This is a genomic window from Limnohabitans sp. (assembly GCF_044361985.1).
Classification (GTDB): domain Bacteria; phylum Pseudomonadota; class Gammaproteobacteria; order Burkholderiales; family Burkholderiaceae_C; genus Limnohabitans_A.
On record NZ_JBIKHV010000064.1, the window covers coordinates 1 to 13,956 of the forward strand.

The 13,956-nt window shown below is 60.3% G+C and carries 13 protein-coding genes; 10 read left to right on the forward strand and 3 right to left on the reverse strand.

Going from position 1 to position 13,956, the window contains the following annotated elements:
- A partial coding sequence (locus tag ACIQ3A_RS10790) for a DUF3683 domain-containing protein (RefSeq protein ID WP_396431745.1) occupies positions 1 to 3,226 on the reverse strand: 3,226 nt, incomplete at its 3' end.
- A 277-nt stretch (positions 3,227 to 3,503) separates the two neighbouring features.
- Between ACIQ3A_RS10790 and ugpB the strand changes: the two genes are divergently transcribed.
- From ugpB to ACIQ3A_RS10820, 6 genes are all read left to right on the forward strand, one after another.
- A complete protein-coding gene (gene ugpB, locus ACIQ3A_RS10795; protein WP_396431746.1) occupies positions 3,504 to 4,808 on the forward strand; it encodes a sn-glycerol-3-phosphate ABC transporter substrate-binding protein UgpB in 1,305 nt (434 codons plus the stop codon).
- Positions 4,809 to 4,918: 110 nt separating this feature from the next.
- Positions 4,919 to 5,800, forward strand: a complete 882-nt coding sequence (ugpA, locus tag ACIQ3A_RS10800) for a sn-glycerol-3-phosphate ABC transporter permease UgpA (protein ID WP_396431747.1) — start codon at positions 4,919 to 4,921, stop codon at positions 5,798 to 5,800.
- A gap of 34 nt (positions 5,801 to 5,834) precedes the next feature.
- Positions 5,835 to 6,689 carry a sn-glycerol-3-phosphate ABC transporter permease UgpE gene (gene ugpE / locus ACIQ3A_RS10805; RefSeq protein ID WP_396431748.1) on the forward strand — a complete coding sequence of 285 codons (855 nt, stop codon included), beginning with the start codon at positions 5,835 to 5,837 and terminating at the stop codon, positions 6,687 to 6,689.
- Between the two features lie 162 nt (positions 6,690 to 6,851).
- Entirely contained in the window at positions 6,852 to 7,892 is a 1,041-nt protein-coding gene (ugpC, locus tag ACIQ3A_RS10810; protein WP_396431749.1) for a sn-glycerol-3-phosphate ABC transporter ATP-binding protein UgpC, read from the forward strand.
- Entirely contained in the window at positions 7,889 to 8,632 is a 744-nt protein-coding gene (gene ugpQ / locus ACIQ3A_RS10815) for a glycerophosphodiester phosphodiesterase (protein WP_396431750.1), read from the forward strand. The genes ugpC and ugpQ overlap by 4 nt, the downstream gene beginning before the upstream one ends.
- A gap of 62 nt (positions 8,633 to 8,694) precedes the next feature.
- Positions 8,695 to 9,534: a dienelactone hydrolase family protein gene (locus ACIQ3A_RS10820; RefSeq protein WP_396431751.1), complete on the forward strand. Its 840-nt coding sequence runs from the start codon at positions 8,695 to 8,697 to the stop codon at positions 9,532 to 9,534.
- Between the two features lie 53 nt (positions 9,535 to 9,587).
- On the opposite strand, the gene ACIQ3A_RS10825 is transcribed toward ACIQ3A_RS10820, so the two are convergent.
- Positions 9,588 to 9,863: a hypothetical protein gene (locus tag ACIQ3A_RS10825; RefSeq protein ID WP_396431752.1), complete on the reverse strand. Its 276-nt coding sequence runs from the start codon at positions 9,861 to 9,863 to the stop codon at positions 9,588 to 9,590.
- Between the two features lie 111 nt (positions 9,864 to 9,974).
- Here ACIQ3A_RS10825 and hemA point away from each other — a divergent pair, with 111 nt between their 5' ends.
- The 4 genes from hemA to grxD all read left to right on the forward strand — a co-directional run bounded on the left by hemA (position 9,975) and on the right by grxD (position 13,735).
- Positions 9,975 to 11,246, forward strand: coding sequence for a glutamyl-tRNA reductase (hemA, locus tag ACIQ3A_RS10830; RefSeq protein WP_396431753.1), 1,272 nt, complete (start codon positions 9,975 to 9,977; stop codon positions 11,244 to 11,246).
- A 105-nt stretch (positions 11,247 to 11,351) separates the two neighbouring features.
- Positions 11,352 to 12,449, forward strand: coding sequence for a peptide chain release factor 1 (gene prfA / locus ACIQ3A_RS10835; protein WP_396431754.1), 1,098 nt, complete (start codon positions 11,352 to 11,354; stop codon positions 12,447 to 12,449).
- Positions 12,446 to 13,276 (forward strand): peptide chain release factor N(5)-glutamine methyltransferase, encoded by an 831-nt coding sequence (gene prmC, locus ACIQ3A_RS10840; protein ID WP_396431755.1) that lies wholly within the window; start codon positions 12,446 to 12,448, stop codon positions 13,274 to 13,276. The genes prfA and prmC overlap by 4 nt, the downstream gene beginning before the upstream one ends.
- A gap of 135 nt (positions 13,277 to 13,411) precedes the next feature.
- Entirely contained in the window at positions 13,412 to 13,735 is a 324-nt protein-coding gene (gene grxD, locus ACIQ3A_RS10845) for a Grx4 family monothiol glutaredoxin (protein WP_396431756.1), read from the forward strand.
- Positions 13,736 to 13,831: 96 nt separating this feature from the next.
- Here the strand turns inward: grxD and ACIQ3A_RS10850 are convergent.
- On the reverse strand, positions 13,832 to 13,956 hold a 125-nt coding region (locus ACIQ3A_RS10850), incomplete at its 5' end, for a c-type cytochrome (RefSeq protein ID WP_396431757.1).

Sequence of the window (13,956 nt, forward strand, 5' to 3'; positions counted from 1 at the left end):
AGCCTTTTTGAGGGTAACCGCAACACAGGTATCCGGGTGGCAACACCGTCTGCACCCCCACATGCCAGAGCATGGCCTGCGTGGCCAGGCCGACTTGGCTGAACAGCCGCTCGGAGCCACAACCGGGAAAATAGAAAACAGCCTCGGACTCTGAGGTGGTGGCTTTCGGGTTGCGGATGATCGGCACGTAATCGTTGTCTTCAATGTCCAGCAAGGCCCGCGCCGTTTTCTTGGGCAAGTTGCCCGGCATCTTCTTGTTGATGAAGTGGATCACCTGCTCTTTGATCGGCGCGGTGCCCACCGATGCGGGCGGGGCGCTGGTCTGCTTGCGCGCCACGCCCTTGAGCAAGCCCGCCACAAAGCGCTGCGCCCTCATGCCCACACCCACCATGGCAGCACGCGCCAGCTTGATGGTTTCGGGGTTGGTGGCGTTCAGCATGAACATGGCCGCGGCATTGCCGGGGCGGAAACTCTTTTGGCCCATCTTGCGCAACAGGTTGCGCATGTTCATGGACACCTCGCCAAAGTCGATGTTGACCGGGCAAGGCGACAGACATTTATGGCAAACGGTGCAGTGGTCGGCCACGTCTTCGAATTCTTGCCAGTGCTTGATCGAGATGCCCCGCCGGGTCTGCTCTTCGTACAAAAAGGCCTCGACCAGCAGTGAAGTGGCCAAAATCTTGTTGCGCGGGCTGTACAGCAAATTGGCACGCGGCACATGGGTGGCGCACACCGGCTTGCATTTGCCACAGCGCAGGCAGTCTTTCACGCTGGCGGCAATCTCGCCAATGTCGGACTGCTGCATGATCAGCGATTCATGGCCCATCAGGCCAAAACTCGGCGTGTAGGCGTGGGTCAGGTCGGCGGCATGCACATCGTCGCCCAGGCCCTTGAGAGCCTCGCCGCGCAGCAGCTTGCCTTTGTTGAAGCGCCCTTCGGGGTCAACCCTGGCCTTGTAAGCGGTGAAATTAGCCAACTCGGCGTCGGTCAAAAACTCCAGCTTGGTGATGCCAATGCCGTGTTCACCCGAGATCACGCCGTCCAGGCTACGCGCCAGCACCATGATGCGGGCCACCGCCTCGTGCGCGGTTTGCAGCATCTCGTAGTTGTCGGAGTTGACCGGAATGTTGGTGTGCACATTGCCGTCACCGGCGTGCATGTGCAGCGCCACCCAGACCCGGCCCTTGAGGACGCGCTGGTGGATGGCCGTCACCTCGTCGAGGATGGGCTGAAAAGCCGAACCCGAGAAAATATTCTGGAAAGCCGGACGAATTTGCGTTTTCCAGCTGGCCCGTAACGCATGGTCCTGCAGTTGGGGGAAGAGTTCGTCGACTTGTGTCAGCCACCCTTGCCATTGCGCACGAACCTCCCGCACCACCGCCAAGGCTTGGGCCACGCGGTCTTCCAGCAGTTCTGCCGAAGCGATTTCATTGGCATCGTCTTGCTTACCCAATGGCAGCTTGCCACGCTCCAGAAAATCTTCCAGCTCACGGCACAACTTGAGTTTGTTGTGCAGGCTCAGCTCGATGTTGATGCGTTCGATGCCATCGGTGTATTCGGCCATGCGCGGCAAGGGAATCACCACGTCTTCGTTGACCTTGAAGGCGTTGGTGTGGCGCGAAATGGCCGCGGTCTTTTTGCGGTCCAGCCAGAATTTCTTGCGCGCCTCGGGGCTGATGGCAATGAAGCCTTCGCCGCTGCGCGAGTTGGCAATGCGCACGATCTCGCTGGTGGCCTTGGCCACATCGTCGGCGTTGTCGCCGGCGATGTCGCCGATCAGCACCATCTTGGGGAAGCCGCCGCGCTTGGACTTGGTGGAATAGCCCACCGCCCGCAAATAGCGGTCGTCCAGATGCTCCAGGCCTGCCATCACGGTGCCGGTGCGTTTTTGCTCGGCAAACATGAAATCCTTGATCTCGACGATGCTGGGCACCGCTTCGCGGGCATGGCCAAAAAACTCCATGCACACGGTGCGGGTGTGTGTGGGCATGCGGTGCATCACCCAACGTGCACTGGTGATCAGGCCGTCACAGCCTTCTTTTTGGACGCCTGGCAGACCCGACAGAAACTTGTCGGTGACGTCCTTGCCCAGCCCTTCCTTGCGGAAAGTCTTGCCCGGAATCACCAGGGTTTCAGTGCGGATCGGGGTCTTGCCATCGGCCTTGAAGTAGCGCAGCTCGAAAGTGGCGACTTCGGCGTCGTGGATCTTGCCCATGTTGTGGTCCATGCGCACCACGTCGAGCCATTCGGCGTCAGGGGTGACCATGCGCCAGCTGGCCAGGTTATCGAGCGCAGTGCCCCACAAAACCGCCTTTTTGCCACCTGCGTTCATGGCAATGTTGCCGCCAATGCAGCTGGCTTCGGCTGAGGTCGGGTCCACCGCAAAGACAAAACCACCGCGCTCGGCCGCATCGGCCACGCGTTGGGTGACCACACCGGCTTCGGTCCAGATGGTCGGGATCTTGTGCGCAATACCCGGCAGTTCGACCATCTCGACCTCGGTCATGGCCTCGAGCTTTTCGGTGTTCATGACCGCACTCTTCCAGGTCAGGGGAATCGCACCGCCTGTATAGCCCGTGCCGCCACCCCGAGGCACGATCGTCAGGCCCAGGTCGATACAGCCTTTGACCAGCCCCGCCATTTCGGTCTCGGTGTCTGGGGTCAGCACCACAAAGGGGTACTCCACGCGCCAGTCGGTCGCATCGGTCACATGGCTTACGCGTGAGAGCCCGTCAAACTTGATGTTGTCCTTGGCCGTCAGGCGCCCCAGGGTCTTTTGCACTTGGCTGCGCAGCTTAGCCATGCGGATGAAACGCTGGCCGAATTGCGCCACGGCATGGCTTGCCAGTGTCAGCAATTGGCCGACCAGCGCGTCACGGGCCTCGTCCACTCCGGGGGTGCGGCGCTTTTGAACCTCGCCCAGTCGGTGCTGCATCGCGTCCACCAGCAGCTTGCGACGGGCCGGGTTGTCCAGCAGGTCGTCTTGTAAATAAGGGTTGCGCTCGACCACCCAGATGTCGCCCATCACTTCGTAGAGCATGCGGGCTGAACGCCCTGTACCGCGTTCCTGGCGCAACTGGTTCAACAAATCCCAAGCTGGCTCGCCCAGCAGACGGACCACGATTTCACGGTCAGAAAAGCTCGTGTAGTTGTAAGGAATCTCGCGCAGGCGCGGCGCATCGGCGTCGGCTTGCATCAAATGTTGGAGCGTGGTGGGTGCATTCATGGGGGTGGCGCAGTCAAATGCGTTGAAAAACGCGGTCAGCCAGCCCTGGACGAAAGCGTCAAACTGGCTGGATAACAATATTACCGCAGTGCAACAAACACGCGCAGAGGGTGGGGCCACCTGTCACTTCAGGGTCTTTTTCTCATGGAAAGTCCGGGTTGTCACAGTGTCTTCATCGCTTTTTAATGGAATTGTCTTTTTTATAAGGCAAAGTTAGCTTGAAGACCGACAGCTTGACGGGCCTTTTTGCACTTTCAGCTTTTTTTCAGGAACCGCTATGAAACTCAAACTCACCCTTTCTGCCCTGACCCTGGGCCTGGCCAGCTTGTCCGCCCAAGCCCAAACCGAAATCCAGTGGTGGCACTCCATGGGTGGCGCCCTGGGCGAGTGGGTCAATGACCAGGCCAAGGATTTCAACGCCAGCCAAAAAGACTACAAAATCGTCCCGACCTTCAAGGGCAGCTACGACGAATCCATGACCGCTGCCATCGCCGCCTACCGTGCGGGCAACGCCCCCCACATCTTGCAGGTGTTTGAAGTGGGCACCGCCACCATGATGGCCAGCAAGGGGGCCATCGTGCCCGTGGGCAAAGTCATGAAAGACGCCGGCCTGAAATTCGACCAAAACGCCTATGTGCCCGCTGTGGCCGGTTACTACACCGCGCCCAATGGCCAGATGCTGAGCTTCCCGTTCAACAGCTCCACCCCCGTGTTCCATTACAACAAGGACGCCTTCAAAGCGGCTGGCCTGGACCCGAACACCCCACCCACCACCTGGCCTGAAGTGGCTCTGGCAGCCGCCAAGCTCAAGGCCAGTGGCCACAAGTGCCCGTTCACCACCAGCTGGATCAGCTGGACACAGCTTGAGTCCTTTTCAGCCTGGCACAACACCGAATTCGCCACCAAGGGCAATGGCATGCGCGGCATGGACGCGCGCCTGAGCTTCAACACCCCCTTGCACGTGCGCCACATTGACAACCTGGCCAACATGGCCAAGCAGGGCTTGTTCATTTACAAAGGCCGCGGCAATGCGGCGGACGCCACCTTTGTCTCCGGCGAATGCGCCATGGCCACCGGTTCGTCAGCGCTGTACGGCAGCGTGGTGCGTAACGGCAAGTTTGGCTATGGCATCGGCGCCCTGCCTTATTACCCCGATGTGAACGGTGCGCCGCAAAACACGGTGATCGGTGGCGCCAGCTTGTGGGTGATGAGTGGCAAGAAAGCCCCTGAGTACAAAGGCGTGGCCCAGTTTTTTGCCCATTTGTCCAAGGACGATGTGGCTGCCGCCAGCCACCAGCGCACCGGCTACCTGCCCGTGACCAAAGCCTCTTTCGAAGTGACCGAGAAATCCGGCTTCTACAAAAAGAACCCCGGCACCGATGTGTCCGTGACACAAATGATCCGCAAGACCACCGACAAGTCACGCGGCGTGCGTCTGGGCAATTTTGTGCAGATCCGCACCATCATTGACGAGGAGCTCGAAGGCGTGTGGAGCGGCAAAAAGGGCACCAAAGAAGCCCTGGACATGGCCATCAAACGCGGCAACGAGCAGCTCGAACGCTTCGAAAAAGCCAACAAGTGATTTCACAACCGCTGCTCGCAGCGGTTGGCTCTGAAAAAAAAGCAGAGGCAGTGCCTCTGCTTTTACGCATTTTGGGATGACACTCAGCCACCCCGCCTGGTAAAGAATTTATGGAAAAACGCGTTCGCTTCAAATCCCGCTGGCTGCCCTGGTTGCTGATCGCACCCCAGATGGGCGTGGTGCTGGTGTTCTTTTTCTGGCCCGCTGGCCAGGCCCTGTACCAAAGCGTGCTGCAGGAAGATGCCTTTGGCGCATCCCGCGAGTTCGTGGGGATGGAGAATTTTTCCCGTTTGTGGAACGACAGCGGCTACCTCGAGTCTTTCAAAATCACAGCCGTTTTTTCCTTGCTGGTGGCTGTCACGGGTTTGTCGGTGTCTTTGCTTCTGGCGGTGATGGCCGACCGGGTCGGGCGCGGTGCGGGGCTGTACAAAACCCTGCTGATCTGGCCTTATGCGGTAGCCCCTGTGGTCGCGGGCGTTTTGTGGCTGTTCATGTTTGCATCGCCCATGGGCGTGGTCGGCTACGCCCTCAGGGCCGTCGGCATCGAGTGGAACCACCTGCTCAACCCCAACCACGCCATGGCGCTGATCGTGATGGCCGCAGTCTGGAAGCAAATTTCGTATAACTTTTTATTCTTTCTGGCGGGTTTGCAGTCCATTCCCAAATCGCTGATCGAAGCCGCTGCCATTGACGGGGCCAGCCCCTGGCGGCGCTTTTGGACCATCGTGTTCCCACTGCTGTCACCCACCACCTTCTTTTTGCTGGTGATCAACATCGTTTACGCCTTTTTTGACACCTTCGCCATCGTGGACGCCACCACCCACGGCGGCCCGGGCAAAGACACGGCCATTCTGGTTTACAAGGTTTATTACGACGGCTTCAAGGCGCTGGACATGGGCAGCTCGGCCGCGCAGTCGGTGGTGCTGATGGTGATCGTGGTGTCGCTCACGGTCTTGCAGTTCAAGTTTGTCGAAAAGAAAGTGCAGTACTGATGTCTCTCTCCCCTGTTCAATTGGGTGGCCCGTCATGATCGAACGACGCCCCGGCCTGCAGGTCCTGCGGCATGTCATCTTGCTGATTGGCGTGGCCATCGTGGCTTTTCCGCTGTACCTGACTTTTGTCGGCTCCACCCAAACGGCACAGCAGATCAACCAAAGCGTGCCCATGTCGCTGGTGCCTGGCAGCCACTTTTGGGAAACCTACCGCCTGACCCTTTTTGGTGGGCCCAACTCTCAAGGCAGCCCGCTGCCGGGGATGTGGCCCATGATGAAAATCAGCCTGATCAGCGCCCTGGGCATCGCGATTGGCAAGATTGCCATTTCGCTGCTGTCGGCATTTGCCATTGTTTATTTCCGTTTTCCGTTGCGCAACCTGGTGTTCTGGATGATTTTTGTCACATTGATGCTGCCGGTGGAAGTGCGCATCAGCCCGACCTATGAGGTGGTGGCGGGCCTGGGCATGCTGAACAGCTTTGCAGGTCTGACGGTGCCCTTGATCGCCTCAGCCACGGCCACCTTTTTGTTCCGGCAATTTTTTCTGACCATTCCCGATGAACTGGTCGAGGCCGCGCGCATGGATGGCGCAGGTCCGATGCGGTTCTTCAAGGACGTGCTGCTGCCCTTGTCCGCCACCAACATCGCCGCCCTGTTCGTGATCCAGTTCATCTATGGCTGGAACCAGTACCTGTGGCCCTTGCTGGTGACCACCAACGAAGACATGTACCCCGTGGTGCTGGGCATCAAGCGGCTGATCTCGGGAGAGTCGTGGACAGAATGGAACGTGGTCATGGCCGCCGCCATTTTGGCCATGCTGCCGCCGGCGATGGTCGTGATCCTGATGCAAAAATGGTTCGTCAAAGGCCTGGTCGATACGGAAAAATAAATAACCCGGGGACAGACCACTGCGAAGCGGTGCTCTGTCCTCGTCTGATATGAAACCCGGGGAAAGACCACTGCACAGCGGTGCTCTGTCCTCGTCTGATATGAAACCCGGGGAAAGACCACTGCACAGCGGTGCTCTGTCCCCATCTGATCAAAAAGATATATGGCTTCCATCACCCTCTCTCACATCCTGAAAACCTACGGTTCAGGCGCCAAATCCAACACCGTCATCCACGACCTGAGCGCCAGCATCCACCATGGCGAATTTGTCGTGATCGTCGGCCCCTCGGGCTGCGGCAAGTCCACCCTGCTGCGCATGGTGGCTGGCCTGGAAGACATCACGGGCGGCAACATCTCGATCGGCGAACGCGTGGTGAACGACCTGGAACCTGCCGAACGCGACATCGCCATGGTGTTCCAGAACTACGCGCTGTACCCCCACATGAGCGTGTTCGACAACATGGCCTATGGCCTGAAAATCGCCAAGCGCTCCGCCGAAGAAATCAAGGCGCGCGTCGACAAGGCGGCGGGCATTCTCGAATTGAGCCAACTGTTGCAACGCAAGCCCCGAGAACTGTCCGGTGGTCAGCGCCAGCGGGTCGCCATGGGCCGTGCCATCGTGCGCCAACCCCAGGTCTTTTTGTTTGACGAGCCGCTGTCCAACCTGGACGCCAAATTGCGTGCCCAGACTCGCCTGGAGATCCAGAAGCTGCACCGTGAATTGGGCATCACCAGCCTGTTTGTCACACACGACCAAGTTGAAGCCATGACCTTGGCCCAGCGCATGATCGTCATGAACGGTGGGCGCATGGAGCAGTTCGGCACGCCGGAAGAGGTTTACAACCGCCCAGCCAGCACCTTTGTCGCCAGCTTCATCGGCTCACCGCCCATGAACCTGCTCAAAAAAGCCCCAGGCACCAACGCCCAGCGCATTTTGGGCATCCGGCCCGAACACCTGGACATCACGCCTGCACACGCCACACCCGATCACGCCAGCGGTGGCTGGTCACTGGTCGCCGACACGGTGGAGTTGCTGGGCGCCGAGCGCCTGGTGCACGCCCATCTGGGCGAGGAAATCCTGACCCTGAGGCTGGACGAATCGGTCACGCCCCCCCAACCCGGCCAGAACTTTTTCGCCACCCCCCGTGCTGACCGGGTGCACTGGTTTGACGCGCAGACACTCCAACGCATTCCTTCAGCATGACCACCCTGACACCTTGGCCCTACCCCCGCTGGGTCGCGCACCGTGGCGCGGGCAAGCTGGCCCCTGAAAACACCCTGGCCGCCTTCCGGTTGGGGGCTGCGCACGGCTACCGCATGTTCGAATGCGACGCCAAACTCAGCGCCGATGGCGTGGTGTTTTTGATGCACGACGCCACGCTGGAGCGCACCACCAACGGCCACGGCACCGGTGGCGACCTGCCCTGGCAGACCTTATCGCAACTGGACGCCGGCAGCTGGCATTCGCGTACTTTTGCGGGCGAGCCTTTGCCCACGCTGCGAGCGCTGGCCCACTTTTGCCTGGCCAATGGCCACCACCTGAACATAGAGATCAAACCCACCCCGGGGACCGAAGCGGCCACCGGCGCAGCGGTGGCGCGACTGGCCGCCGAACTCTGGCAAGGCGCCCCCGTACCGCCTTTGCTGAGCTCGTTCAAACCCGAAGCCCTGGCCGCAGCCCAGCAGGTGGCCCCCGATATGCCGCGCGGCCTGCTGGTGGACACGCTGTGGGAGGGCTGGCTGGACAAGGCGAAAGCGCTTGGCTGCGCGGCAGTGGTCGCCAACCACAGCCTTTGGCACACCGCCAACGTGGCCCAGGTGCACGGGGCAGGCCTGCGTTGCTTAAGCTACACCGTCAACGACCCAGAAGCTGCCGAGCACCTGCTGGCCCTGGGCACCGATGGCATCATCACCGACCGGATAGATTTGTTCAGCGCTGCGTAAAAGCCAGTGCAGCGCTCAAATTGACTGGCTGCCCCACAACCCTCCAAGCGAACAAGCCAACCATGACCATGCGCCTTCAAAAAATCTCTCTGGCACTGATTGCCTCAGTTCTTGCCCTGAACGCCCTGGGTCAAACCCCCAAAGGCGAAGTGAAGCCCGGGGTGTTCGTCCACACCCCGGCGTCAATGCAATCGGTCATCAGCGGTGCACAAGTGGCGCTGCCCGCAGCGCTGACTCAAGCTGGCGTTTTTCTGGGCCCCTTGAAAGATGCCCCATCTGTGAGCCCCAACAAGGTCCCGGTGGTGGTGTTCATGCACGGTTCGTCGGGTTTGGGTCTCAAGGCCATTGGAGACTGGCAGCGTTGGCTGGCAGGCATGGGCATCGCCAGCATTGCCCCGGACTCGTTTGGTCTGCAAAACCGGATGACTTACAACTCCCCGATTGACAAACCCACCTACGAAAAAGTGCATGCCCTGCGCGCCTCTGAGATCGGTCTCACCTTGCAAGCCCTGCGTCAGCTGGCCTGGGCCGATCCGGCCAAATTGGTTTTGGCCGGCACCAGCGAAGGCGCCGTGCCTGTAGCGCGGCACACTGGCAAAGAGTTCATGGGCCGCATTTTGTTTGCTTGGGGCTGCGAAGACAATTACTTTGTCGAATCTCACCAAACAGCCATTCCCGATGACCAACCCGTCCTGAATGTCATCAGCTCGACCGACCCTTATTTTTCGCCCAGCAACAGCTGGATTGGTAACCCCAATGCCGTGGGTCATTGCGGTGCTGCCTTTAAAGCCAACAAAAAAGCCAGCATCGTGCTGATTCCAGGCGCACCTCACACCGTGTTGATGTTTCCGCAAGCCAAAGGCCCCGTTGAAGGTTTTTTGAAAGACCTTTTCAAGCTCTGATCCAGCAGTGGGCTTTCAGGGGCCGGTCAGCCACCACCACCCCGGACCTGCAACTATCGCCTGGCCCAGCCGCGTTGCAGGGCCCATTCCGTGCTGGCAGCCACCACCACCAAGGCGGTGTAAGTGGCCATGGTGCCGTCCTGGCCCTGCAACACCAAACCCGCTGCCAGCACCAGTCCACCGATGAAGGCATGAACCAGCATGCGGCGGGTGAATGAACGGTGACCAGGCCCAATGACCCATCGGCCCGCCAAAGGCATGAGCAGTGCCATGGCCAGCGCAGGCAGAAAAAAATTGAACAAATGCAGGGTCAGTTGCCAGACGGTCATGGGTCTTGAACAGCGTAGAGGGGTGATAAAGGCGCCCAACAATTGTGCACCGAAAGTGCCCCTGGCCGACCCTTCAGGGCTGAAGGCAGGGAGGGTTTCTATAATCAGCGCATGGCTGTTTGGACACTGGGCTTGAATCACACCACTGCGCCGCTCGATTTGCGCGGGCGGTTTGCCTTCGCGCTGGACCAGATGGCACCGACTTTGCAGGGCTTGAGAAGCAATCTGGCCAAGAACCTGACGCAAACGCCCGAAGCGGCGATCTTGTCGACCTGCAACCGCACCGAAATTTATTGTGCGGCCGAGCAAGCCGCCGCGGCGGACACCTTGATCTGGCTGGCCGAAGCCGGCGGGGTATCGGCCCAGGAACTCCAGTCGCACACGTATTTGCTCGAAGGCAACGAGGCCGCAAGGCACGCTTTTAGGGTGGCCAGTGGGCTCGACTCGATGGTGCTGGGCGAAGCCCAAATCCTGGGTCAACTCAAGGATGCCGTGCGCGCCGCCGAGCAAGCCGGCGCGCTGGGGATCACTTTGAATCAACTCTTCCAGCGCAGCTTTGCCGTGGCCAAAGAGGTACGCAGTTCCACTGAGATCGGTGCCCACTCGATCAGCATGGCAGCCGCCTCGGTGCGCTTGGCCAGCCAGTTGTTTGAAGACCTCAAAGACATCAAGGTGCTGTTTGTCGGTGCGGGGGAAATGATCGAGCTGGTCGTCACTCACTTTGCAGCACGCCAACCCAAATCCCTTGCCATTGCCAACCGATCCATGGAACGCGGCGAAAAACTCGCCAGCCGATTTGGCGCCGAAGTGATGCGCCTGGCCGATTTGCCTGACCGTTTGCACGAATTCGACGCCGTCATCAGCTGCACAGCCAGCACCCTGCCCCTGATCGGCTTGGGGGCCGTGGAGCGGGCCTTGAAAAAACGCAAGCACCGCCCCATGTTCATGGTCGATCTGGCGGTTCCACGCGACATTGAACCCGAGGTCAAGGCCCTCGAAGATGTGTATCTGTACACCGTGGACGATCTGGCCAGCGTGGTGCAGGCAGGCCAGGCGCATCGCCAGGCTGCAGTGGCCGAAGCCGAGGTCATCATTGACGCTGGGGTGCAAAGCTTCAACCATTGGCTGGGCCAACGCGACACGGTGCCGCTGATCCAGCAATTGCAAAACCAGGCCGATACCTGGCGCGAAGCCGAGCTGGGTCGTGCCCGCAAGCTGCTGGCGCGGGGCGATGACCCTGAAGCTGTTCTCGAAGCGCTGGCCAAGGGGCTGACCCAGAAGATGCTGCACGGCGCCATGGCCGAATTGCGCAGCGCTGACCAGGCCCACCGCGAACAAACCGTACAAACGGTGCAACGCCTGTTCTTGCGGCAAGAGCGTTAGCGGCGCACCGGCGACCGGCTATTGCCGCTCCCGGCGAGGTGGGCATTGACGCCCCCCACGCCACTGGCCCCTGGATTGACGCCTGCCCGGCGATGACCGCTCAAGATGAAACCCTTTTTGATCCAACAACTCGAACGTTATGCCGAGCGCCTGGCCGAGCTGGACTTTTTGCTGTCCCGAGAAGACATCATGGCCGACATGGCCCAGTTCATGAAGCTCTCGCGGGAACACGCGGATGTGAGCGCCGTGGCCAAGCGCTTCGCCCGTTACAAGCAGCGCAGCACCGATCTGGCAGAAGCCCGGCAAATGCAGGCCGATTTGCCCGAGACTGACGAGATGCATGCCCTGGCCGGCGAAGAGATGACTTCAGCCCAAAATGAACTGAGCGAGCTGGCGGCCGAATTACAAAGGATGCTGTTGCCCAAAGACCCCCAGGACGCGCGCCCAGCGTATCTGGAAATCCGCGCTGGCACGGGGGGGGACGAGTCGGCCCTTTTCGCGGCCGACTTGTTGCGCATGTACACACGCTATGCACAAAACAAAGGCTGGAAGGTCGAGCTGCTGTCCGAGTCACCCAGCGAGTTGGGTGGCTTCAAGGAGGTCGTGATCCGCCTGGAAGGCGAAAACGCCTTTGGTCAGCTCCGCTTTGAATCAGGCGGCCACCGCGTGCAGCGTGTGCCCAGCACCGAGACTCAGGGCCGCATTCACACCAGCGCCTGCACCGTGGCGGTGCTGGCCGAACCGGACGAGGCCAAGGCGGTGCAGATCAACCCGGCCGACCTGCGCATTGACACCTACCGGGCCAGCGGCGCGGGCGGGCAGCACATCAACAAAACCGACTCGGCCGTGCGGGTGACCCACCTACCGACTGGCATCGTGGCCGAATGCCAGGACGACCGGTCCCAGCACCGCAACAAGGCCAAGGCCCTGCAAGTTCTGGCGGCCCGCATCGAAGAAAAAGAACGCAGCGAACGCGCCGCCAAAGACGCCGCCCTGCGCAAAGGCCTGGTCGGCAGTGGTGACCGGTCGGACCGGATCCGCACCTACAACTTCCCCCAGGGCCGCTGCACCGACCACCGAATCAACCTGACGCTTTACAAACTCAATGCCATCATGGAAGGTGACATGAAGGATGTGATCGACACCCTGCAAGCGGCGCGGCAGGCTGAGCAACTGGCCGAGCTGGAGATTGGCGCGTCATGAGTCCCTGCACGCTCGCCGAAAGCCTGCAGCGCGCTCAAGCCTTGGGGCTGGCTCGCATCGACGCGCAAGCGCTGCACCTGCATGTGCTGGGCCGCGAAACACACGAGCGCGCCTGGCTGCTTGCGCATGACCGGGATGAACTGTCGTCCGACATGGTCGAGCGCTTGGACAAGTTATTTCAACGCCGCCTGGCGGGTGAACCTCTCGCCTACATCACCGGCTTCAAAGAGTTTTTTGGGCTGCGCCTGCACGTGGATGCCCGCGTGCTGGACCCGCGCCCCGACACCGAAACACTGGTGGAATGGGCTTTGGAACGCCTGCCCATGGACACCCCAGCGCGAGTGTTGGACCTGGGCACCGGCAGTGGCGCCGTGGCATTGGCCCTGCAACACGAACGCCCGACCAGCCAGGTCACCGCCGTGGATGCCAGCGCCGATGCCCTGGCGGTGGCGCAAGCCAACGCCCAGCGCTTGAATTTGCCCGTGCAGTTCGTGCAAAGCCACTGGATGGAGGGCATTGCGGGGCCATTTGAGCTGCTTGTTTCCAACCCGCCGTATGTCGCCGATGCCGACCCTCACCTGACCGCCTTGACCCACGAACCCTTGCAAGCCCTGACCAGCGGACCGGACGGACTGGACGACCTGCGTCAAATCATTGCCCAAGCCCCTGTTCGCCTGGCCCCCGGCGGCTGGCTGCTGCTGGAACACGGCTGGGACCAGGCCGACGCGGTGCAAAACCTGCTGCGCAGCGCCGGCTTTGAGCACGTGCAATCACGTCAGGACCTGGCAGGCATTGCGCGTTGTTCGGGTGGGGCTTGGCCAGGCTGAACAGGCTGTCGAGGTTGTGGGATGCATTGGGCGCTGCCACTTGCATGCCCATCAGCTGGCCCCACAAGTTTTCAGACTTTCAATCAGAGAGATAATGCATCCCATTCGAAATCGGCACCATTTGGAGTAAAGACCATGAGCGACACCCAGCAACGCATCGACGAAATCGTCAAAGGCAACCAGATCACCCTGTTCATGAAGGGCAACGCCAGTTTCCCAATGTGCGGTTTTTCCGGCCGTGCCATCCAGCTCCTGAAAGCCTGCGGCGTCGACCCCAAGACCGTGAAAACCGTGAATGTGCTGGACGATGCCGAAATTCGCCAGGGCATCAAGGAATACAGCAACTGGCCCACGATTCCACAGCTCTACATCAAGGGTGAATTCATCGGTGGCTCGGACATCATGATGGAAATGTACGAATCGGGTGAACTGCAGCAGGTCATCAACGGCCAGGCCTGATCGCCTTTGCGCAGCACCCTGGCTTGCAGGGTCTGGCAAGACCGCCCATGAAAAAAGCCAGTCAATTGACTGGCTTTTTGCTGGGTCAGCGCAGGATCAGCGGAACTTGGACTGAGGCACAACCTTCATGTCGCCGTCCAAAGAACCGATATAAGCCGACATGGCCTTCAATTCGGCATTGGAGAATTGTTTGGCAATGCCCCCCATCACGCCATTGTTGC